This is a genomic window from Sulfitobacter sp. L-8, from assembly GCF_056859255.1.
The window spans coordinates 25,602-47,306 of the sequence record NZ_JBSXOD010000036.1 but is presented as its reverse complement, the minus strand read 5'-3'; the positions used below and the strand labels follow the sequence as shown (position 1 = coordinate 47,306).

Annotated in this window: 25 protein-coding genes; 18 read left to right on the top strand and 7 right to left on the bottom strand. The window is 56.3% G+C overall.

Annotation, left to right across the window (positions count from 1 at the left end):
• The first annotated feature begins 191 nt into the window (after positions 1 to 191).
• On the top strand, positions 192 to 3,647 hold the full coding sequence (gene smc, locus AC13DE_RS04540) for a chromosome segregation protein SMC (protein WP_483047176.1): 3,456 nt from the start codon (positions 192 to 194) through the stop codon (positions 3,645 to 3,647).
• 82 nt (positions 3,648 to 3,729) lie between these two features.
• Here smc and AC13DE_RS04535 read toward each other — a convergent pair whose 3' ends face one another.
• Complete coding sequence (locus AC13DE_RS04535; RefSeq protein WP_446296618.1) at positions 3,730 to 4,719, bottom strand: glutathione S-transferase family protein; 990 nt, start codon at positions 4,717 to 4,719, stop codon at positions 3,730 to 3,732.
• 185 nt (positions 4,720 to 4,904) lie between these two features.
• Between AC13DE_RS04535 and AC13DE_RS04530 the strand changes: the two genes are divergently transcribed.
• Positions 4,905 to 5,264, top strand: a complete 360-nt coding sequence (locus AC13DE_RS04530) for a hypothetical protein (protein WP_446314273.1) — start codon at positions 4,905 to 4,907, stop codon at positions 5,262 to 5,264.
• A 2-nt stretch (positions 5,265 to 5,266) separates the two neighbouring features.
• Here the strand turns inward: AC13DE_RS04530 and AC13DE_RS04525 are convergent, their stop codons facing one another.
• A complete protein-coding gene (locus AC13DE_RS04525) occupies positions 5,267 to 6,436 on the bottom strand; it encodes a MalY/PatB family protein (protein ID WP_446296619.1) in 1,170 nt (389 codons plus the stop codon).
• 99 nt (positions 6,437 to 6,535) lie between these two features.
• On the opposite strand from AC13DE_RS04525, the gene def (AC13DE_RS04520) reads away from it, so the two are divergent.
• The 5 genes from def (AC13DE_RS04520) to AC13DE_RS04500 are packed head-to-tail and all read left to right on the top strand — an operon-like array spanning position 6,536 to position 9,199.
• Positions 6,536 to 7,054 (top strand): peptide deformylase, encoded by a 519-nt coding sequence (def, locus tag AC13DE_RS04520; RefSeq protein WP_446296620.1) that lies wholly within the window; start codon positions 6,536 to 6,538, stop codon positions 7,052 to 7,054.
• Positions 7,051 to 7,518 carry a peptide deformylase gene (gene def, locus AC13DE_RS04515; protein WP_483047175.1) on the top strand — a complete coding sequence of 156 codons (468 nt, stop codon included), beginning with the start codon at positions 7,051 to 7,053 and terminating at the stop codon, positions 7,516 to 7,518. Before def (AC13DE_RS04520) ends, def (AC13DE_RS04515) begins: the two co-directional genes overlap by 4 nt.
• Positions 7,515 to 8,012 carry a peptide deformylase gene (def, locus tag AC13DE_RS04510; RefSeq protein ID WP_446314275.1) on the top strand — a complete coding sequence of 166 codons (498 nt, stop codon included), beginning with the start codon at positions 7,515 to 7,517 and terminating at the stop codon, positions 8,010 to 8,012. The genes def (AC13DE_RS04515) and def (AC13DE_RS04510) overlap by 4 nt, the downstream gene beginning before the upstream one ends.
• 29 nt (positions 8,013 to 8,041) lie before the next feature.
• Positions 8,042 to 8,956: a methionyl-tRNA formyltransferase gene (fmt, locus tag AC13DE_RS04505; RefSeq protein ID WP_483047174.1), complete on the top strand. Its 915-nt coding sequence runs from the start codon at positions 8,042 to 8,044 to the stop codon at positions 8,954 to 8,956.
• 3 nt (positions 8,957 to 8,959) lie between these two features.
• Entirely contained in the window at positions 8,960 to 9,199 is a 240-nt protein-coding gene (locus AC13DE_RS04500) for a hypothetical protein (protein WP_446296624.1), read from the top strand.
• A gap of 2 nt (positions 9,200 to 9,201) precedes the next feature.
• On the opposite strand, the gene AC13DE_RS04495 is transcribed toward AC13DE_RS04500, so the two are convergent.
• The 5 genes from AC13DE_RS04495 to AC13DE_RS04475 all read right to left on the bottom strand — a co-directional run bounded on the left by AC13DE_RS04495 (position 9,202) and on the right by AC13DE_RS04475 (position 12,650).
• Positions 9,202 to 9,825 (bottom strand): trimeric intracellular cation channel family protein, encoded by a 624-nt coding sequence (locus AC13DE_RS04495; protein ID WP_446296625.1) that lies wholly within the window; start codon positions 9,823 to 9,825, stop codon positions 9,202 to 9,204.
• Entirely contained in the window at positions 9,822 to 10,277 is a 456-nt protein-coding gene (gene rnhA / locus AC13DE_RS04490) for a ribonuclease HI (protein ID WP_446296626.1), read from the bottom strand. Before rnhA ends, AC13DE_RS04495 begins: the two co-directional genes overlap by 4 nt.
• 142 nt (positions 10,278 to 10,419) lie before the next feature.
• Positions 10,420 to 10,872 carry a DUF3429 domain-containing protein gene (locus AC13DE_RS04485; protein ID WP_483047173.1) on the bottom strand — a complete coding sequence of 151 codons (453 nt, stop codon included), beginning with the start codon at positions 10,870 to 10,872 and terminating at the stop codon, positions 10,420 to 10,422.
• Positions 10,869 to 11,819, bottom strand: a complete 951-nt coding sequence (gene ispH, locus AC13DE_RS04480; RefSeq protein WP_483047172.1) for a 4-hydroxy-3-methylbut-2-enyl diphosphate reductase — start codon at positions 11,817 to 11,819, stop codon at positions 10,869 to 10,871. The genes AC13DE_RS04485 and ispH overlap by 4 nt, the downstream gene beginning before the upstream one ends.
• A gap of 288 nt (positions 11,820 to 12,107) precedes the next feature.
• Positions 12,108 to 12,650, bottom strand: a complete 543-nt coding sequence (locus tag AC13DE_RS04475; RefSeq protein WP_446296629.1) for a LabA-like NYN domain-containing protein — start codon at positions 12,648 to 12,650, stop codon at positions 12,108 to 12,110.
• Positions 12,651 to 12,778: 128 nt separating this feature from the next.
• Between AC13DE_RS04475 and folK the strand changes: the two genes are divergently transcribed.
• The 11 genes from folK (at position 12,779) to recO (ending at position 21,605) form a co-directional block, all read left to right on the top strand.
• Positions 12,779 to 13,381 carry a 2-amino-4-hydroxy-6-hydroxymethyldihydropteridine diphosphokinase gene (gene folK / locus AC13DE_RS04470; protein ID WP_483047171.1) on the top strand — a complete coding sequence of 201 codons (603 nt, stop codon included), beginning with the start codon at positions 12,779 to 12,781 and terminating at the stop codon, positions 13,379 to 13,381.
• A 70-nt stretch (positions 13,382 to 13,451) separates the two neighbouring features.
• Complete coding sequence (rpoZ, locus tag AC13DE_RS04465; protein ID WP_446296631.1) at positions 13,452 to 13,805, top strand: DNA-directed RNA polymerase subunit omega; 354 nt, start codon at positions 13,452 to 13,454, stop codon at positions 13,803 to 13,805.
• A gap of 36 nt (positions 13,806 to 13,841) precedes the next feature.
• Positions 13,842 to 15,992: a RelA/SpoT family protein gene (locus AC13DE_RS04460; RefSeq protein WP_446314281.1), complete on the top strand. Its 2,151-nt coding sequence runs from the start codon at positions 13,842 to 13,844 to the stop codon at positions 15,990 to 15,992.
• Between the two features lie 34 nt (positions 15,993 to 16,026).
• Positions 16,027 to 16,722 carry a DUF2062 domain-containing protein gene (locus AC13DE_RS04455; protein WP_446296633.1) on the top strand — a complete coding sequence of 232 codons (696 nt, stop codon included), beginning with the start codon at positions 16,027 to 16,029 and terminating at the stop codon, positions 16,720 to 16,722.
• Positions 16,706 to 17,458: a pyridoxine 5'-phosphate synthase gene (locus AC13DE_RS04450; protein WP_446296634.1), complete on the top strand. Its 753-nt coding sequence runs from the start codon at positions 16,706 to 16,708 to the stop codon at positions 17,456 to 17,458. Before AC13DE_RS04455 ends, AC13DE_RS04450 begins: the two co-directional genes overlap by 17 nt.
• A gap of 89 nt (positions 17,459 to 17,547) precedes the next feature.
• A complete protein-coding gene (acpS, locus tag AC13DE_RS04445) occupies positions 17,548 to 17,961 on the top strand; it encodes a holo-ACP synthase (RefSeq protein WP_483047170.1) in 414 nt (137 codons plus the stop codon).
• A 104-nt stretch (positions 17,962 to 18,065) separates the two neighbouring features.
• Positions 18,066 to 18,902, top strand: coding sequence for a signal peptidase I (gene lepB, locus AC13DE_RS04440; RefSeq protein WP_446296636.1), 837 nt, complete (start codon positions 18,066 to 18,068; stop codon positions 18,900 to 18,902).
• Positions 18,899 to 19,585: a ribonuclease III gene (gene rnc, locus AC13DE_RS04435; RefSeq protein ID WP_446306546.1), complete on the top strand. Its 687-nt coding sequence runs from the start codon at positions 18,899 to 18,901 to the stop codon at positions 19,583 to 19,585. The genes lepB and rnc overlap by 4 nt, the downstream gene beginning before the upstream one ends.
• Complete coding sequence (gene era / locus AC13DE_RS04430) at positions 19,582 to 20,490, top strand: GTPase Era (protein WP_483047169.1); 909 nt, start codon at positions 19,582 to 19,584, stop codon at positions 20,488 to 20,490. The genes rnc and era overlap by 4 nt, the downstream gene beginning before the upstream one ends.
• 60 nt (positions 20,491 to 20,550) lie before the next feature.
• Positions 20,551 to 20,880, top strand: a complete 330-nt coding sequence (locus tag AC13DE_RS04425) for a DUF1491 family protein (protein ID WP_446297580.1) — start codon at positions 20,551 to 20,553, stop codon at positions 20,878 to 20,880.
• Complete coding sequence (gene recO, locus AC13DE_RS04420) at positions 20,880 to 21,605, top strand: DNA repair protein RecO (protein ID WP_483047168.1); 726 nt, start codon at positions 20,880 to 20,882, stop codon at positions 21,603 to 21,605. The genes AC13DE_RS04425 and recO overlap by 1 nt, the downstream gene beginning before the upstream one ends.
• Positions 21,606 to 21,705: the final 100 nt, after the last annotated feature.

Sequence of the window (21,705 nt, the reverse complement as noted above, 5' to 3'; positions counted from 1 at the left end):
AGGATGACCGGTTTCGGCCGTCGCATCGGACGCTTAGCGTGCAAAGGGGGCGGGTTGCCACGGCGGTGCCGGAACAATCTCTTGTGGATAAGCAGTGCGTGATATGCTTCTTGTTGTGTGCATAGGTTGACACGGCTTGGTGAACCCCGCCACCCTGTGCCACTACTGGAATCACACGGGCAGGGCACAGGTTGCGCTTTTCCAAGCTTCGACTAACTGGCTTCAAGAGCTTTGTAGATCCTACGGATCTGATTATCGCTGACGGCTTGACCGGCGTCGTCGGGCCGAATGGATGCGGTAAATCCAACCTTTTGGAAGCGCTTCGATGGGTAATGGGTGAAAACCGGCCTACCGCGATGCGTGGAGGCGGCATGGAGGATGTCATCTTTGCCGGTGCATCGACCCGTCCGGCCCGAAATTTTGCCGAGGTTGCTCTTCACATCGACAACACGGAGCGGTTGGCCCCGGCAGGCTTTAACGACGCCGACCAAATCGAGATTATACGTCGGATCACCCGGGATGTCGGTAGCGCCTACAAAGCCGCTGGCAAAGATGTTCGGGCACGTGACGTACAGATGTTGTTTGCAGATGCGTCGACCGGTTCGCATTCGCCTGCACTGGTACGCCAGGGTCAGATTGCCGAGCTCATCAACGCGAAACCCAAGAACAGACGACGTATTCTGGAGGAAGCCGCCGGCATTTCCGGACTATATGCCAGACGGCATGAAGCCGAATTAAAGTTGAACGGTGCCGAGGCCAACTTGACTCGCGTGGATGACGTGATTGAGCAACTGGCCACCCAGCTTGCCCAGCTAAGTCGTCAGGCCCGACAGGCCGCCAGATATCGCGAAATCGGCGATGATCTGCGAAAGGCCGAGGGTATGTTGCTGTATCGGCGCTGGCGCGAGGCAGATGATGCACGGGCTGCGGCTGCGGGCGATCTGCGTGAACGCGTCACACAAGCGGCTCGGGCAGAGGCTTCCGTCCGGCTGACGGCAAAAGAACGTGAGTTGGCGGAAAATGCACTGCCCTCCCTGCGTGAGGAGGACGCGATCGCGTCGGCGGTGTTGCAAAGGCTGCTTACCGAGCGTGACAGTCTGGCCGAACAGGACACCCGCGCCAAGGCGACGATTGCAGCACTGGAGAAACGCATTGCGCAGCTTGGACATGATATCGACCGAGAAGCAGGTCTGAACCGCGATGCCGTCGAGACCATAGAGCGTCTGGAATGGGAGGCCCGCGAGCTTGAGAAAGCGGGCGCAGGACACGCAGACACACTCGAAGCTGCCGCTGACGCCGCACGTGAAGCCGCAGCCGCGCTCCAGGACCACGAGGAAGAGCTTACATCGCTGACAGAAGACGTAGCCCGGCTGGCGGCGCGTCATGGATCCGCTGAACGTCTGCTTGCGGATCAGCGCAAAACCCTGGGCAAATCCGAAGCCGAGGCACTCAGGGCCCGGCAAGCCGTGGAAGAAAGCCAAGCGGCCTTGGCCAAGGCGGTGAGTGATTTCAACGCTGCAGAAACCGCTGAAACCCATGCGGTTGAACAGGCGGCAAGTGCCGAGGAAATACTTGCCGAAGTGGAGGAAGCCCGCGCAGAGACACAGCACCGGGAAGCTGACGCCCGGGTTGAACGGTCCGAAGCGGAAGGGGAAATGAATGCCTTACGGGCCGAAGCCGGGGCGTTGGCAAAGTTGGTTGAGCGCGACACAGCCGAGGGCGGCCAGCTTCTGGATCGGTTGCAGGTCGAGCACGGCTTTGAAAAAGCGTTGGGTGCCGCACTGGCCGACGATTTGCGTGCGCCAGAGGTCGATATCGACGGTCCTTCTGGGTGGGCTGCTTTGCCCGAGTATCCATCGGTGCAGCCTCTTCCAGCAGGCGTCACTGCATTGACCTCTCATGTTTCAGTGCCTGATGTATTGGTCCGCAGGATGACCCAGATCGGGTTGGTCGACGCGGATGACGGTCCTCGGTTGCAGGCGTCGCTGCAACCTGGTCAGCGGCTGGTTTCGCCCGAGGGCGATTTGTGGCGGTGGGACGGTTACCGGGCGTGGGCTGAAGACGCGCCATCGGCCGCGGCCCTACGGCTGCAACAAATCAACCGGCTTGAGGTGCTGAAACAGGCATTGGAACAAGCAACCCAACGCGCGGATGGCGCACGTGACGCGCATGAGCGACTGCAAGATACCCTTAACGCGCAGACCCAAGCAGACAAGCGGGCTCGCGAGGCGCGCCGGGAAGCCGATCGCGCTGTTGCCGACGCAGGCCGAGCGTTGAGCCGCGCCGAAGCGGACCGCAATCTTGCCGAGGGGCGCCTGGAAAGCCTGGGGCTTGCTGTCGCACGTCACGATGAAGAAGCATTGGAGGCGCGTCGGTCAGTTGTCGAGGCCGAACGGGTGTTGGCGGGGCTGGGTGATGTCGGCAAAGCCCGCGAGGGAGTGGACGCTTTGCGGATGACAGTCGAGGGCGCGCGGATCGCGATGATGTCACGCCGGTCTGCCCATGATGAGCTTCGCCGCGAGGGGGACGCCCGCCTTAGGCGTTCGCAAGAGGTGACCAAGGAGCTGAGCGGCTGGAGGCATCGGCTCGAGACTGCTGACAAGCGTAGCGCGGAGTTGATTGAACGTAAGGCGGCTTCTCAGCAAGAATTGGAAACAGCGGCCTGTGTTCCTGCTGACATCGCCGCCAAGCGTGACGAGTTGACCGGAGCGATCGTGACAGCCGAAAACCGCAAGGCCGAGGCTGCCGATCAATTGGCGGCCGCTGAGACCACGTTGCGAGAGGCGACGTTGGCGGAACGAGAGGCTGAGAGGTTGGCATCGGAAGCTCGCGAAGCGCGCGCCCGGTCCGAAGCGCGTACCGAAGCGGCGAAAGAGACTGTTGCGCATGCGGCTGACAGGATTTCCGAAGAGCAGAAGCTCACCCCCAACCAACTGCTTGGCAAACTGGGTCTTTCCCCCGATCAGATACCCGGAACCGAGGCGTTGGAAACGGACGTCAGCCGGTTCAAGCGCCAACGAGAGGCATTGGGGGCGGTAAACCTGCGGGCCGAGGAAGATGCGAAAAGCGTGCAGGAAGAATACGATACCCTGACCACCGAAAAGACCGACCTGACCGAAGCGATCCGGACGCTTCGAAGCGGGATAGCCAGCCTTAACCGGGAAGGGCGTGAACGGCTTTTGACGGCGTTTGAACAAGTGAACAGCAACTTCTCAATGCTGTTTCGTCACCTTTTCAATGGTGGCGAGGCCAATCTTGTCATGGTGGAATCCGACGACCCGCTGGAGGCCGGGCTGGAGATCATGTGCCAGCCTCCCGGGAAGAAGCTGAGCACCCTTAGTCTGCTGTCGGGAGGGGAGCAGACATTGACGGCGATGGCGCTGATCTTCGCGGTGTTTTTGGCAAATCCGGCTCCGATTTGCGTGCTGGATGAAGTTGACGCGCCGTTGGATGATGCGAATGTCACGCGGTTTTGCGATCTGTTGGACGAGATGTGCCGCCAGACCAACACACGGTTTTTGATCATTACGCACCATGCTGTGACGATGGCACGGATGGACAGATTGTTCGGTGTGACGATGGCGGAACAAGGCGTCAGCCAGCTGGTGTCGGTCGACCTGAAAAAAGCCGCGGCGATGGTAACCTAAGGGGTAGGGTCGCATAGCATCCTGCATTGCCCTGTGTGGACGCTTGCAAGTTGATGGATAACCGCCGCGCTGTTGATTGTTTCTATTTCGCCTCCAACCGCCCGCGGTCATGCGGTGCAGAAAAATCAAGGACTGGGTTGATGGGAATGATGCGATGGGGGTTAATCATATCGTGGCTATAGTGATAGTGGCGCACGATATGGTCAAAATGCACCGTTTCCGCGATCTGGGGGATTTGATACAGTTCGCGCGTGTACGCCCAGATATTGGGGTAATCAGTGATCCGCTTACGATTGCATTTAAAGTGCAGATGATAGACCAAGTCAAAGCGGACCAACGTCGTAAACAGCCGCCAATCAGCCTCTGTCAGTGTTGATCCGGTCAAATAACGATTTTCCGCCAAGATCGATTCTATCCAGTCCAGACTATCGAACAGCGGATATACCGCGCTGTCATAGGCCTCTTGGCTTGTGGCGAATCCGGCCTGATATACGCCGTTGTTTACAGTGTCATAAATGCGATCGTTAAGGGTCTTTATCTGATCGCGTAAGGGCAGGGGCCAATAGTCATCCTCGTTACCCGTCACTGTGTCGAATGCACTGTTGAACATACGGATGATTTCGGACGATTCATTAGACACGATCGTATTCTTCTGAATGTCCCACAAGATCGGAACAGTCGCACGCCCGCTGAATTTTGGCGCAGCCTTGGTGTAGATGTCGCGAATATACCTATCACCGAAAAGACTGTCTCCGGTCGCGCCGTTGAAATCAGTATCAAAGGTCCATCCGTCTTCGAGCATATCGGGGTGCACGACCGACACGGAAATATGGTCTTGCAGCCCTTTCAAAGCACGGAAGATCAAGGCGCGGTGCGCCCATGGGCAGGCATAGCTAACGTAAAGGTGGTAGCGCCCGGATTGCGCCGGAAAACCAGCGTCTCCGGAAATTCCAGCGCGGCCATCCGTGGTCACCCAGTTACGAAACTTGGCGGCGGAACGTTCGAACTTTCCGCCCGACGCTGCCGTATCATACCATTTGTCCTGCCATTCGCCGTCGACCAGAATGCCCATACATATTTCCTTCACATGTTCGGGATAAAGCTAATGCCAGAGACCAATTTAGCCATACGCGGTGGCGCACATCGGGTCTGCAATGGCGCACGTCAATGGCGCACGACGGAAAATATTTTCGAGAATCTCTTGATTTTACCGTGGGGTGCGCCACGCTTGAAGTTACAACAGTTCGGGGGGATGCTGTGGAAATTGCACTGTCAAAAGAAATTCAGGCGGGCTTGGAAGCCGCCCGTACAGAAAGCCTGCGCAAAGCTTCACGGTTACGCGTCGAAGTCGACGGGACGTATCACCGGGTACTGCGTTTTTGGTCGACAGGGTTTTCACTCAAGGCAGAAAACGCACCCCAGTTGCGGGGGCTGGTCGATTTATACGATGGGTCGATACATCTGTTTCAATGTCTGGTCATCGCTGTGGATGAAGAAGACGGGGAAATGCTGTTCGAATTCAAACGTGCCACGAAGGTTTCGAACAAAGCCGCATTGGATTTCGAAAAATCAGGTGGAGCGCCGGCGGGGCTGATCACCGCCAACGCCTTTTCCTGAGACTACTGTAGGTCTTTAAACGCGTCACGAAGCCTCGCACAGGCTTCTTCGACACGGGTGCGTGGCGTAGCGATATTGAAGCGCATGAAGCTTTCGCCTCCTTTGCCAAAACTCGCCCCGTGATTTGCAGCTATCTTGGCTGTTTTTTCAATGCGGGAGGTGACCTCGGATTGCTTCATCCCGGTGTTCTTGAAATCCACCCATGCCAGATACGTCGATTCTAGCGGCATCGATTCTAGGCCTGGTATCGCGTTGATCGTCGCGTCGAACATTTTGCGGTTGCCATCGAGATAGATCACCAGTTCGTCCACCCATGCAGCACCTTGTTGTGAATACGCTGCGGTTGCCATCACCAACCCGAACGAATTCGGTGAAAGCCCCATCGCCGCCATGCGTTGAGCAAAGATGCTGCGTAATTTTTGATCTGCGATGATCACATTACCCGAGTGGCAGCCGGCGATGTTGAATGTCTTGGTCGTGGCTGTCATCATTACCAACCGATCCTCTATACCGTCGATAAGTGCCATAGGGGTGTGATGGCATCCTGGCATAGTCAGATCGTGGTGAATTTCATCCGATACCAGCACCAGATCGTGTCGTTTTGCAAATGCTGCCACCTGCTCCAGCTCGGCTTTGGTCCAGACCCGTCCGCCGGGATTATGCGGCGAACAAAAAACAAGCATCGATTCGTCGCCATTCATCTGGGCGTCATACGCTTCGAAGTCCAATTCATAGCGGCCATTGTTATTGACCATCTCGCATTCCACAACTTTGCGCCCCGAAGCAGTAATGATACGTGCGAATGCGTGATATACCGGCGTGAACAGCACAACGCCGTCACCGGGATTGGTAAAGGCATCCACACACATCGCGGTGCCGTTCACCAACCCGTGGGTGGTAAAGACCCATTCGGGGTCGATCTTCCAACCATGCCTGTTATCCATCCACCACTGGATCGCATTCAGATATTCACGGTCGTCCCCGAAATATCCGTAAATCCCATGGTCAAGCATGGATTGCAGAGCGTCCTGAACCACGGCCGGCGGACGAAAATCCATGTCTGCGACCCACATGGCAATACCGGTGTTTGCGGGGACGCCGTAGATAGGCTCCATCTTGTCCCATTTGGAGCTGTGGGTGCCTTGCCGGTCGATAATTTCGTCGAAGTTCATTCGGTGCTCCTGTCAGATTTGGCGGCCACGCTATACGTAATCGACATGACCGCAAGCCCCGAGGTTGCAGCGGAGGCTGCGTTGTCCTAAATCAGCTTTATGAAACGCAATATCCTCCTTCACCCCGACCCCCGGCTGAAAAAGCCCTGTGCGCCCGTTACCGAGATGACGGATGAGTTGCGCAGTCTGGCAGATGATATGTTGGCGACGATGTATGATGCGCCGGGCATCGGCCTTGCCGCGCCCCAGATTGGTGTGCTTAACCGTTTGATCGTGATGGATTGCGTTAAAGACGAAGCCGAAGCACCGCGCCCGATGATCATGTTCAACCCCGAAGTGATTGCATCTTCCGACGAGTTGAATACCTATGAAGAAGGGTGCCTATCTATTCCTGACCAATACGCTGATGTGACGCGACCGGCAGACGTGGATGTGCGCTGGATTGATCGCGATGGTAACGAACACACCGAGACGTTTACCAAGCTTTGGGCGACCTGTGTACAGCATGAGATTGATCACCTTGATGGTAAATTGTTCATTGATTACCTCAAGCCGCTGCGCCGCCAGATGATCACACGAAAGATGGCGAAGTTGAAACGCGAATTGGCTCGCGAATGAGCGTGCTCGATATCGTTTTGTGGCCAGATGCCGGCCTTTCCACGCAATGCGTGCCGGTCGTCGCGATTACCCCTGAGCTAGAGCAACTGATCGCTGACATGTTCGACACGATGTATGCAGCCCAAGGGCGTGGTCTTGCCGCGCCGCAGGTTGGGAGGACGGAACGTATCTTTGTGTTCGATGCCAACTGGAAATCCGGCGTGCCGTCGCCTGTCGTCTGTGTGAACCCGGAAATCCTGAGCGTGTCGGAGCAGCGTGTAGAGGGCGAAGAGGCTTGCCTGTCTATCCCCGGCGTTCCTATGAAGATTTACCGAGCGTCAGAGGTAACTTTGCGCTGGGCGGATACCCGGGGCATGTACACCGAAAGTTTCAGCGGTGCGGAGGCGGTGATCGTTCAACACGAAAATGATCACCTTGACGGGATCGTTATCTACGACCGACAGGCTCAGGGCGGGGTGCAATGACGGTTCGACGCATCATTCCGTGGCCAGATGCCTGCCTGCGTACCATTGCCGCAGAGGTGACGGAAATCACCGATGAAATCCGCACTACCTGGGACGATATGATCGACACGATGGATGCAATGCCGGGGGTTGGCCTGGCGGCCCCGCAGATCGGCGTGATGCTTCGGCTTGCTGTGGTCGACGCTTCGCAGGGCCGCAATCGGCGCGTCAGGCTCGCCAATCCGGTTGTGGTGGATGCGTCCGCGGTGATGAATGAATATGAAGAAGCAAGCCCGAACCTGCCTGGGGTGTCGGCCAAGATAAAGCGACCCCGCGGAGTGACAGTTGAATATCTAGATGAAACAGGTTCCTTGACGCGGCGTGATTTCGTCGGGCTTGAAGCAACCAGCGTACAGCACCAGATCGATCACCTGGCTGGCCGGATGTATTTCGACAACTTGAGCAGAATGCGGCGTGACATGTTGTTGCGCAAAGCCAGGAAGACCGTAAGCTAAATATCACTAAACCCCCCGGGGAGGACTGTATGCGTGTCATTTTTATGGGAACCCCCGAGTTTTCGGTGCCGGTGTTGGACGCGTTGGTAGAGGCTGGCCATGATGTCGCGTGCGTATACTGCCAACCCCCACGCCCCGCCGGGCGCGGCAAGAAAGATCGGCCCAGTCCGGTGCAGCTTCGCGCTGAGGAATTGGGGTTACCGGTGCGGCATCCCGCTTCGCTAAAGACCCCCGAAGCTCAGGCGGAGTTCGCGGATCTGAATGCGGATATTGCTGTGGTGGTGGCATATGGTCTGATCCTGCCGCAGGCCGTCTTGGATGCACCAAGTCATGGGTGCCTGAATATCCACGCCAGCTTGTTGCCACGCTGGCGCGGGGCGGCCCCGATCCACCGGGCCATCATGGCGGGCGATGCGCAAACTGGCGTTTGCATCATGCAGATGGAAGCGGGGCTGGACACTGGCCCGGTGCTGTTGAGTGAGACCACGCCGATCGGATTGCACGAAACGACGACCGAATTGCACGACCGTCTAAGCGCTATCGGGGCACGGCTGATTGTAGAGGCTTTGCAAAAGCTGCCGGACCTTGTTCCCGAAGCGCAGCCGGACCAAGGCGTGACCTATGCATCGAAGATCGACAAGAGCGAGGCGCGTATCGATTGGTCACGGCCTGCGGTCGAAGTTGATCGGTTGATCCGGGGGCTGTCGCCTTTTCCTGGCGCGTGGTTTGAACATGATGGTGTGCGCATCAAGGTGTTGCAATCCCGGCTGGACGATGGCGATGGCCGCACCGGAGAGGTGCTGGACGAGAGTTTGCGCGTGGCGTGTGGTCAGGGCGCGGTGAAGCTGACGCAGTTGCAACGCGCGGGCAAAGCGGCGCAGGATGCAGACACGTTCCAACGCGGGGCCCAGATTGCGCCAGGCACCATGCTGAGCGGGGGATAGAACATGTTTCCGACAATGATCGGTACTGTTGTGATCGCTGGCATCGTTGGCTATGTCGCGGAAAGAACCGGCTTTACCCGGAACGGTTATCTAGCGTCGATCATCATCTGCGTGGGCGGCGCATTCCTGTTTTATTTCGTGCGCCTCATGTTCGGTATCGGATTTAGCTCAGCCGGGCTGAATGCCATCGCTTCGTCGATCGGCGCACTGATCATCGTGCCGTTTCATTGGCGGCGAAAATAGCCTCAGACGCGCGGCGGCCGGCTTTTGTACACTGGCAGGTGCCAGCCGAAATACAAAGATCCTGCCCGCAGAACCCATGTGACACAGGCCCCGATAACCAGTGCTGTAGCCGCTTCGCCGAGTATGGCGCGTGCGGCGATCGCAGCTGTCGATCCGGCAAAGGCGGCGGTGACATACAGTTCGCCCTGTTTAAGCACCAAAGGAACCTCACCCACCACGACATCGCGCATCAATCCGCCCATGCAACCCGTTATGATGCCCATCAGAACCACGATTGTCGGCGATTGTTCAAGCGAAAGCGCGACGCCGGTGCCAGCCGCCACGGCAACGGCCAAGGCAAAGCTGTCTAGCCAGATCAATGCGCGATATCGGCTTTCCAGCAAATGTGCGGTGAAAAATACGATCAACGCCGCAAGAACGCCGACGCCAAGATACATGGGGTTGTTGATCCAGAAAATCGGATCACGGTCGAGCAACAAGTCGCGCAACGTTCCACCGCCCAATGCAGTGAGGCAGGCAATGAACGCAAACCCAACGAGATCGAGCTGGGCACGACTTGCCACCAGCGCACCAGTGATTGCAAAAACCAGAACCGATGCGTAATCAAGCAGGCCGAGAAGCGTCATTTGCCCTTGAACGGTGCCATGCCGGCCCGCGCCAATTCGTCGGCACGTTCGTTTTCTGGGTGACCAGCATGACCTTTGACCCATTTCCAGGTGACGGAATGGCGGGCGTTTGCTTCGTCCAGTCTTTGCCAAAGCTCGGCATTTTTCACTGGTTTTTTCGCAGCGTTTTTCCAGCCATTCTTTTTCCAGCCGTGAATCCAGCCGGTGATGCCGTTTTTGACGTAGTTGCTATCGGTGACGATCGTGATTTCGGTAGGGCGCGCCAACGCTTCCAGTGCGCTTATCGCGGCCATCAATTCCATTCGGTTGTTAGTGGTGTTGGGCTCCCCACCTTTCAGCTCACGTTGTTTGACGACCTTGTCGCCCTCCATCGCTTGCATCAATGCTCCCCAGCCTCCAGGGCCGGGGTTACCTGAGCAGGCTCCATCGGTGTATGCAATCAGCTTCGCCATGCGCGCAGACATATCTAGTCTGGGCAGGCGGCGTCCAGCCCCTATCGTACTCTAGGGCATGAACTTTGATCCTTGTGCCGGCCCATCTGAACGGCAGTGACGCATTCGTGTGAGTCGCATAAACGTCACTGGCAGGGGCGGCTTACAGGAAAACTGCGGTCCATAAGCAAATCAGGATAATTGCCGTCAGCGGAATGCGTAGCTTCATCCACCAGTCGGGGGCCAGGCCCCACCGCCAAAAGGCAAAATCCAGCACCAATAAACCGGCAAAACCGAACATAAGATTGAACCCCGCACTGACTGGGCCACCACCTGTCATGAAAAACACCCAAAGCGCGGGGACGGCGGCAAGCAAATACCCGGTGGTTGCGCGTGGTCCTTCGACCTTGGTGGCGAAGCCCCACAGTATGCCCGACATGAATGCCAGGATTACCGCCCCGTAAAATAGCTGTATATATGGGCCGACAAACCGTCCGCCCAATGTCGTGGCAGCCCAGAGCGCCAAAGATTGATTTGCAGAGGTCAAAGCCCCCCAGACAAAAGGGATCAAGCTTGCCAGCCCGATCCACAGCGGAGCCCGGGGCACATCTGTCATGCCGATGCCCGCAACACGCGCGGCACTTTGAATTCTACGTTTTCTACAGCAGTTTCGACCATTTCTATGGTAACATCATACCGGTCCCTGAAGGCATCAATGACCTCGTTGATCAACTGTTCCGGGGCCGACGCACCTGCGGTGATGCCCATGCTTGCGATACCTTCCAGGCTACGCCAGTCAATATCGTGTGCACGCTGAACGAGCTGTGCGTATCCACAGCCGGCGCGTGCGCCGACCTCGACCAAGCGGCGGGAATTAGAGGAGTTTGGAGCACCTACAACCAGAATCGCGTCGCATTTCGGAGCCATCGCCTTGACCGCTTCCTGGCGGTTGGTGGTGGCATAGCAAATGTCTTCTTTGTGGGGCCCAACAATCGAAGGAAAGCGCCGGTTCAGCGCCGCGACGATTTCCGCAGTGTCATCGATGCTTAATGTGGTCTGCGTGACGTATGCCAGCTTGGCCGGGTCGCGGACTTGTACCTTTTCTACATCGGCCGGTGTTTCGACGAGCAGAACCTCACCTTCGGGAAGCTGCCCCATGGTGCCTATTGTCTCGGGATGGCCGGCGTGACCGATCATGATCATTTGCAATCCGGCTTCGGCGTGTCGTTGGGCCTCTATGTGTACCTTGCTTACCAAAGGACAGGTCGCATCGACATACACCATATTCCGCGCTTCGGCTTTCGCAGGCACAGCTTTTGGCACCCCATGCGCCGAAAATATCACTGGCCTGTCGTCGGGGCATTCGGACAGTTCTTCCACAAACACCGCACCCTTGTCGCGCAATCCGTCGACGACGAATTTATTATGGACAATTTCATGACGCACATACACCGGTGACCCCCACTTTTCGATCGCCATCTCGACGATCTTGATGGCACGGTCGACCCCGGCGCAGAACCCGCGCGGAGCAGCAAGATATAGGATCAGGGACGGTTTGGGCATGGGTGACTCCTTGCGGTGGGCCATAGGTAAGGTCTCTGCTCGGTGGGGTCCAGACCACGGCTAGGCGTAATCACGCCTGTGAAGCTGCGAAAAATCGCTTTTATCTTCAGAAAACTAAGATTTCCCCATGAATTTTAACATCTTAACAATTTACGGGAGAGTGGTATGGTCCGAATCGCTTCCCTAGGGTAAACTGGGGGCATGCGAAGCGTGAATTACTAGCGACCGCGAAAGGCATTTTCAGATGTTCTGCCCGTGTTGTCAGTACATGATGGCACGGGTTATTTTTCACTCATTCTCTTCCCTGGGCGGACGGCCAAGCACATCCCGTAAATCTTCGAGCTCAATGAAATTGTCGGCCTGCCTGCGCAGTTCGTCCGAAATCATCGGAGGTTGGCTGCGGATGGTGCTGACGACGGATACGCGTACACCCTGCCGTTGCAGGCTTTCCACGAGGGGGCGGAAATCGCCATCGCCGGAAAAGATAACGATGTGATCAAGATGCGGAGCAAGCTCCATCGCATCGACCGCCAGTTCGATATCCATGTTGCCCTTCACCTTTCGGCGACCCATGCTGTCGGTATATTCTTTCGCAGGCTTCGTTACCATCGTGAAACCATTGTAGTTCAGCCAATCAACCAACGGGCGGATCGGTGAGTATTCTTCGCTCTCCAACAAGGCTGTATAATAAAAGGCGCGTAAAAGTTTGCCTCGGCGCATGAACTCTTGACGTAGCAACTTATAGTCTATGTCAAAGCCCAGGTTCTTTGCGGCAGCATACAGATTTGACCCGTCGATGAACAACGCCAGTCGTTCGTCTTTGTAAAACATTATCGACCTCTTTTTAAATGCGTCGTTATCCAAACGTCGGCGCGTGAAATGTAGAATAAATTCATAATGTTTTGTATTCGTACATATTACAATTTGTGTATGACTAAGGATTTTTTAAGGGGCGGCAAGTGAAGACAAATACTGCGAGTGGCAATGATCGGCCTACCAAAGACAACATTGCCCTGATCGCACTGGGAAGTAATCAATTGTCGGTTGCTGGCGATCCCAAGGATACTGTCTTGCAAGCAATGGAAATTATAGAAAATTCAGAGGCCGAGATTCTCGCGTGCAGTAAGCTCTATACAACCTATGCACACCCTAGTGGGTCGGGTCCAGATTTTATCAACGCGGCAATAAAAATTTCAATTTCTCAATGCCCAGAGCAAATCCTGAATTTTTTACACAGAATCGAGACAAGGTTTGGGCGTGAGCGTTTGGTCCGATGGGGTCCTCGAACCATTGATCTTGACCTGTTGGCCGTTGATACAGAGATTCGGCCTGACGTTGAAACCTATCTGCATTGGCGACGGCTCTCGGAAATTGAACAGGCACATCAAGCACCTTCCGAGCTGATTTTGCCGCACCCCAGATTGCAAGACCGCGCGTTTGTTCTGGTTCCTTTGGCAGATGTTGCGCCGGAATGGGTGCATCCGGTACTAAAAAAATCGGTACGCGAGATGTTGAACGCTTTGCCCGCAGAAGATAAAAAGGGCGTGAGACTGGTCGAATAAGCCCTTGTAAATTGGAACGATGGCTTCTAAATAGTCGGCTTCTTGAAGGATTCATGATTGGAGCATCCCTATGGCCCGCGTCACCGTCGAAGATTGTGTAGATAAAGTGCCAAATCGGTTCGAGCTCGTCATGCTTGCCGCGCATCGTGCCCGTGAAATTGCTGCGGGATCTCCGGTGACCGTGGATCGCGACAACGATAAGAACCCTGTTGTATCGCTTCGTGAAATTGCTGATGAAACCCAATCGGCAGATGATCTTCGTGAGCGTCTGATCGAAAGCAACCAGCACCAGATTGAGGTCGATGAACCCGAAGAAGACGCAATGGCCCTGCTTATGGGTGGCGAACAGGATAAGCCTGAAGAAGACAACATGTCTGAAGAGATGCTCTTGCGGCAGTTAATGGCGGCACAGGGGCAGGGCTAACGCCCGCGCCCTGCGGGGCAATAAGGCAGGACAGGCATGAATACCGCCGACATTACGGCTGACGACCTTATCGCGCTTGTCCGCGCCTATAACCCTAAAACAAATGAAAATCAGATTCGTCTGGCCTTTGACTATGGCCAGCGCATGCACGAAGGCCAGTACCGTCATTCTGGTGAGCTTTACTTTACGCATCCGGTTGCCGTCGCCGCAATTCTGACCGAACAGCAGCTTGATGATGCGACAATCATCACGGCGCTCCTTCATGATACGATCGAAGATACCAAGGCGTCATTTACGTCGGTAGAAGAGATGTTTGGCCGCGATGTCGCCGAATTGGTAGACGGCGTGACCAAGCTGACGAACTTGCAGTTGAATTCAACTGAGACGAAGCAGGCCGAAAATTTCCGCAAGCTCTTTATGGCTATGTCCAAGGATCTACGCGTGATCCTGGTCAAGCTCGCGGACCGGCTCCATAACATGCGCACCATCAAGTCGATGCGCCCCGATAAGCAGATTCAGAAGGCCCGCGAAACGATGGACATCTATGCGCCACTTGCGGGCCGCATGGGTATGCAGTGGATGCGCGAAGAGCTTGAGGATCTCGCGTTTCGGGTATTGAACCCCGAAGGGCGGCAGTCGATCATCCGGCGCTTCATTACGTTGCAGCGCGAAACCGGCGACGTGATTCAGCGGATCACTGGTGACATGCGCCACGAGTTGGAGAAGGCAGGCATCGAGGCTGAAGTCTTCGGCCGTGCCAAGAAGCCCTATTCGATCTGGCGAAAGATGCAGGAAAAAGAGCAATCCTTTTCCCGTCTGTCAGATATTTATGGTTTCCGGGCAATTACGAACTCCGAGGATGAATGCTACCGTGCGCTTGGTGCCATTCACGGACGTTGGCGGGCCGTTCCTGGCCGGTTCAAGGATTATATCAGTCAGCCTAAATCGAACGGGTATCGCTCGATCCATACCACGGTTTCGGGCCGTGACGGCAAACGGGTCGAGGTCCAGATCAGGACCCGCCAGATGCACGATGTTGCAGAATCCGGCGTTGCGGCGCATTGGTCGTATCGCGACGGGGTTCGGACCCGCAACCCGTTCGCGGTGGATCCCGTCAAATGGGTCGCACAGTTGACGGAGCAGTTGGACTCCGAAGAAGATCACGAAGATTTTCTCGAGGCCGTCAAGCTTGAGATGTACGCGGATCAGGTGTTCTGCTTCACGCCCAAGGGCGAAGTGGTCAAGCTGCCCCGCGGAGCGACCCCTATTGATTTCGCCTATGCGATTCATACGCGGATCGGATCGGCCTGTGTCGGTGCCAAAATCGACGGCATGCGCGTGCCGTTATGGACGCGCATCAAGAATGGTCAGTCCATCGAGATCATAACAGCACAGGGCCAGACGCCGCAGGTGACATGGCTTGACATCGCGACGACCGGCAAGGCGAAGACCGCGATCCGGCGCTCGCTCCGCGAGGTCGACAGGGCCCGGTTTGTTAGTCTGGGCCGAGAGCTCGCGCGGTCCGCATTCGAGCAAATGGATAAAACCGCAACCGAAAAGGTCCTGCGCACCGCCGCGCGAAATCTACGGCTTGCCGACGTAGAAGATCTGTTGGCCCGGCTGGGTTCGGCCGAACTGACGGGGCGCGAAATTGTCCAGGCGGTCTATCCCAATCTCCAACCTAAACCTGGTGAACAGATCGACAAAAAGCGGGCCGTTGTCGGGCTTGAGCCAGGCCAGTCCTATGACCGTGCCCCGTGTTGCGAACCTTTGCCCGGTGAACGCATCGTCGGGATTACCTATCGTGGCAAGGGTGTCACCATCCATTCTATCGACTGCGAAAGGTTGTCTGCCTACGAAGCTCAACCCGAGCGGTGGTTGGACCTGCGCTGGCATGATGGTCCGCACCCGTCGGTTTACGGGGCGACTCTGGATCTGACCATCGGTAACGGGGCAGGGGTGTTGGGGCGGATCTGCACCTTGATAGGTCAGTCAAAGGCCAATATCTCGGATCTGGAATTTTTAGACAGAAAACCCGATTTTTATCGATTGTTGATCCATGTCGAGCTTCGAGACATCGAGCATCTGCATTCCCTGATGCCGACGCTCGAGGCCGAAAGCGAGGTGGCCGAGATCAGTCGATACCGCAATATGAAGCAACCAAAGCAAGGCGAAAAAGGCGCATAACCCGACCACGCAGCTTAGTGCCAAGGAAGAACCATTGATATTTAAACGCCGCGATCCAAAGCCGACATTGCGCGCCATGGCTGAATTCATGTGGCCGCGTGGCGGATGGACGCGTGCGTTTCACTATGTCAAACACCGGATGCGGCGGCTTCCCGATACGCCCGAGCGTATCGCGCGCGGTATCTGGGCGGGCGTTTTCACGACGTTCACGCCGTTTTACGGCCTGCATTTCATCGTCGCCGCGTTGATCTCGCGGGTGATGCGTGGAAACCTTCTTGCGGCATTGATGGGTACCTTTTTCGGTAATCCGCTTACCTATGTTCCTATCGGGCTGTCATCGCTTTCCATGGGGCACTGGATCCTTGGAACCACGATGGTGGAAGGTGAAAACCGATCTTTCGGCGGTAAGTTCTTTGACGCCGGTCATGATCTTTTGGGAAATCTCGTGGCAATTTTCACCAGTCGCGATATGGACTGGACCGGGCTTGCAGTGTTTTGGCGACAGGTGTTCTATCCGTATCTTATCGGGGGTATCGTTCCCGGAATGATTTGTGCAACGGTCGCCTATTACCTGTCGGTTCCGTTGTTGCGCGCGTATCAAAAACGTCGCAGTGGGGTGATAAAGGCGAAGTTCGAGGCGCTCAAGAAAAAGGCTGCGGCGAAGGCTGAAGCAAAACGTGGTGCAGAGCGGTCATTACGAGAAGGAAAAGATCATGGCGGCACAAGGTAAGCTTAGACTCGGAGTTAACATCGACCATGTAGCCACGGTCAGAAATGCTCGTGGTGGTGCCTATCCCGACCCTTTGCGTGCAGCGCGCGCCGCACAGGAGGCCGGTGCCGACGGCATCACGGCCCATCTGCGAGAAGACCGCCGCCATATTACCGACGCAGATATCGAAGGGTTGCAAGAAGTCCTGAACGTGCCTCTGAACTTCGAGATGGCCGCGACCAAGGAAATGCAGACCATCGCGTTGCGCCATAAACCTCATGCGGTTTGCCTTGTCCCCGAAAAGCGCGAAGAACGCACGACTGAAGGCGGATTAGAGGTCGCGCGCGAAGAAAACCGTCTGGCTCATTTCATTGCACCTTTGCGCGAAGCGGGCTGTCGCGTCAGTATCTTTATCGCCGCAGACCGGCGTCAAATCGAGGCGGCAAATCGGATAGGTGCCGAGGTTATCGAACTACACACCGGGGCCTATTGTGACGCCTTTGCCGAAGGGCATTGGGAGGAAGCACAAAAAGAACTGCAAAAGCTTGAGGAGATGGCACGCTATGGGCATGAGCTCGGTCTGGAGATCCACGCGGGCCATGGCCTCACGTATGACACAGTGTCGCCCATTGCCGCTTTTCCGCAGGTTCAGGAGCTGAACATCGGGCATTTTCTGATAGGCGAGGCGATTTTTCTGGGTCTTGGTCCGGCCATACACGAAATGCGCCGTCTGATGGATGATGCGCGTGCTGATTAGAAAATCTGTCAGGTAACAGGGCCTGAAAATGCAAACCGTGGTCTGCGCATGAAGGCATATCAAATCCCAAAAAGAACAAGGGCGTCCCTATGATCTTAGGTGTCGGAACTGATCTGGCCAATATTGAGCGTATCCAAGGAACGCTTGACCGCTTTGGGGACCGGTTTCGGAACCGGGTATTCACGCAGGTGGAACAACAAAAAGCAGAACGTCGTCGCGATATAGCTGGCACCTATGCCAAACGTTGGGCCGCCAAGGAAGCCTGTTCCAAGGCGCTTGGAACCGGGCTGAGAATGGGAATAGCCTGGCGTGACATGACCGTTAGCAATTTGCATACAGGCCAGCCCGTGATGGAGGTCACAGGATGGGCGGCGGAACGTCTGGAGCAGATGACCCCGGCCGGACACGAGGCGATAATCCATGTCACGTTGACTGACGATCATCCCTGGGCGCAGGCATTTGTGGTGATTGAAGCCGTGCCTACAACGTTGAAAACACCTTAACGGTAGCATCGTGCCCTATCGGGGCGTGCACAGGCATGGCTTTGCTTGACTCGCGCTGATGGTGGCCGCATGTAGCCATCAAACAGATTATCAGGAGCGCCCCTATGGCCGCCAAGGAAAAGACCGGCAACGCATTTGTCGAAACCATCAAAACAATCGTCTATGCTCTGTTGATTGCGGGCGTGTTTCGGACACTTTTCTTTCAACCATTCTGGATCCCCTCGGGATCAATGAAAGAGACCCTTCTGATCGGTGATTTCCTTTTTGTGAACAAAATGGCTTATGGCTATTCCTACGCGTCCTGCCCCAGCATAATGATCCCGCGATTTGGGATCGAGGTGGATGCAAAAGATATTTGCGGCGTATTTGATGGCGACAATACCAGGTTGTTCGGGTCGGAACCAGAACGCGGTGATGTTGTCGTGTTCCGCCACCCAGTGTCAGGCCGCGATTATATCAAAAGATTGATCGGACTGCCCGGTGACAAGATACAGGTGACCAATGGCGTGGTCAGTATTAACGGGACAGCCGTCAAACTGCGTGACGACGGGGTGTTCACCGAAGAGATGACGAGACAAGGCCCCCAGGGGATGCGTCCACGTTGCGAGAATGGTGCCGTCGGCGAAGGCGGAGAGTGCAAGAAATCCCGTCAGATTGAAACATTGCCGAATGGTGTCGAACACGCGATATTGAATATTGGCAACCAAGCGTCCGATAATACCGGGGTCTATACTGTACCCGAAGGGAATTACTTTTTCATGGGCGACAATCGCGATAACTCGGCCGATAGCCGTCTTGCCCAACTGGCGGGTGGGGTCGGGTTCGTGCCGTTCGAAAACCTTATCGGCCGCGCCGACCGGATTGTATTCAGTTCGGCAGGACGGTCCATGCTGTTTTTCTGGACGTGGCGCAGCGACCGTTTCTTCAAAGCAATCAAGTGAAGCTGAGCGCGGATCTCAAGGCTTTTGAAAGCCGCATCGGGTATCACTTTACCAAGCCCGAATTGCTGAATCGCGCGGTGACACATGCGTCGATGTCATCGGCCAATCGGGATGACAACCAGCGGCTGGAGTTTCTGGGCGACCGGGTGCTGGGTCTGGTGATGGCCGAAGCGTTGCTGATGCTTGATCCGGGTGCCACCGAAGGGCAATTGGCCCCCCGGTTCAACGCATTGGTCCGCAAGGAAACTTGCGCCGATGTGGCACGCGAAATCGAAATCGGTTCTGTTCTCAGATTGGGGCGGTCCGAGATGCTGTCCGGTGGTCGCCGCAAGCAAGCTTTGCTTGGGGATGCGATCGAGGCGATTATCGCCGCGGTTTATTTGGATGCCGGATTTCCGGCGGCCAAGGATCTGATCCTGAGGTTGTGGAATGACCGCATTCACACGGTCAAACAAGATGCGCGTGATGCGAAGACCGCTTTGCAGGAATGGGCGCAAGCAAGAGGCTTTCCGCCCCCGGCATATGTGCAGACCGACCGTCAGGGACCGGACCATGCACCGTTGTTTACGATAAGGGTGCAGATCGAAAACGGACACAATGCCGTGGCGGTTGCACCTTCCAAGCGCCAGGCTGAACAATCCGCGGCAAAAATGTTACTCGCACAATTGGAGAAAAATTCATGACCACCCGGGCCGGCTTTATCGCCCTGATCGGTGAGCCTAACGCGGGCAAATCCACGCTGCTGAACCGGATGGTCGGCGCAAAAGTATCAATTGTTACGCATAAGGTGCAAACCACCCGCGCCCGTATCCGCGGAGTTGCGATGCACGATGAAAGCCAGCTGGTTTTTGTCGACACACCTGGTTTGTTTCAGCCGCGACGCAGGCTTGACCGCGCCATGGTTGCGGCAGCCTGGGGGGGCGCTGCGGATGCGGATATCGTAATTCTTCTGATTGAGGCAAACCGGGGAGTAACCGAGGGTGTCGAGCGCATTTTGGAAGCCCTTGCCAATATCGGACACAGTGGCAAGGTGGCGCTGGCGATAAACAAAATCGACCGCGTTGAAGCGCCGGTCCTTTTAGGCCTGAGCAAGGACATCAACGAGCGCTATCCGTTTGCGGAGACTTTCATGATTTCCGCCGAGCGCGGCCATGGCGTAGATGCCTTGCGCCAGTGGCTGGCGACCGAAGTGCCGCAAGGGCCGTGGCTTTACCCGGAAGATCAGATTGCCGATTTGCCGATGCGGATGATCGCCGCGGAAATGACTCGAGAAAAGCTGACGCTGCGGTTGCATCAGGAGTTGCCCTATCAGTTGACGGTGGAAACCGAAAACTGGGAAGAGCGCAAGGATGGATCGGCACGGATTGATCAAATCGTCTATGTGATCCGTGACGGGCACAAAGGTATTGTACTGGGGCAAAAGGGCGAAACCATCAAATCTGTGGGCAAGGCAGCGCGTGAGGAGCTTGAGGAGTTTCTGGGGCGCAAGGTGCATCTGTTCTTGCAGGTCAAGGTGCGGCCGAACTGGCTGGACGAGGCCGAACGCTATTCGGAAATGGGGCTGGACTTCAACGACGGCAATGTCTGACTTTTTGGCTGATCGACCCTTCGGGGAGGATTTGTATCCATTTGGAAGGTGGGTGATGCCATGTCTCGACTGACGGCGCGATTTTGGGTAGATGCGTATCTGGCCCGGCTTAGGGTCTATGACATTCCCGCGTTTGTCGTGGCCCACGGCGACGACACCGGGGGGGCGGTTTTAGTCAAGCTAGCGACCCTGGACGGTAATGCATTGTTGTTTCACAAAGGCTTTGACCTGGAGACCGGTGAGCGCGTTTGGGTCGAGTTGGTGTCTGGATGCGAGGCCGACGTTGATGCGTCTATCGAGAAGCAACGGGGATTTGACCCTGATGTCTGGGTGATCGAGGTAGAGGACCGGCAAGGCCGCCATCTGTTGTTCGATGAGGGGTTGAGGTGATGGAGTGGCGCGATCAGGGGATTTTGCTGAGCGTGCGACGACATGGGGAAACGTCGACCATTATCGAAGTGTTTACTCCGACCCAAGGTCGACATCTGGGGATCGTACGCGGCGGTACGAGCCGCAAGATCGCGCCCGTTTTGCAGCCGGGTGCCCAATTGGATGTCGCGTGGCGTGCTCGACTGGAGGAGCATATTGGGGCATTTACGGTTGAACCCGTGCGCAGCAGAGCGGTGACGGCTATGGGTGATCGGATGAGCTTGGCGGGGCTGAACACCGTGACGGCGTTGCTTTCATTCGGGCTCCCGGAGCGTGAACCGCATGTACCGTTGTACCATAGAACGCAATCCTTGTTGGACTTGCTGGGGCAGGGCGACCTGTGGCCTCTGGCTTATCTGCATTGGGAATTGAGCCTGTTGGAAGAACTGGGTTACGGGTTGGATTTGAGCCGCTGTGCCGTTACCGGTGATCGGAAGGGGCTGGTGTTCGTATCGCCGAAGTCGGGCCGGGCCGTCACCCAGAGGGGCGCGGGGGAATGGGCGGATAAACTGCTGCCGTTGCCGGCGGTGCTTCTTGGAGAAGGTGATGCCAGTGATGCTGAAGTCGCGGCGGGGCTCAAGACCACGGGATATTTTCTGGAGCAGCATTTGGCGCGCGGGTTGGGGGGGAAGCCGTTGCCCGAAGCGCGTGCCCGATACATCGATGCGTTCAGTCGCAAGCGCTGAAGCGTCGCATGCCGGGGGCGCCCCAGCGTGAGGGCCGTCGTTGGAAGAACGAATGGGCAGGGGGCACCGGACATCAGGGCAGTGTGTGTGCGAACGGATT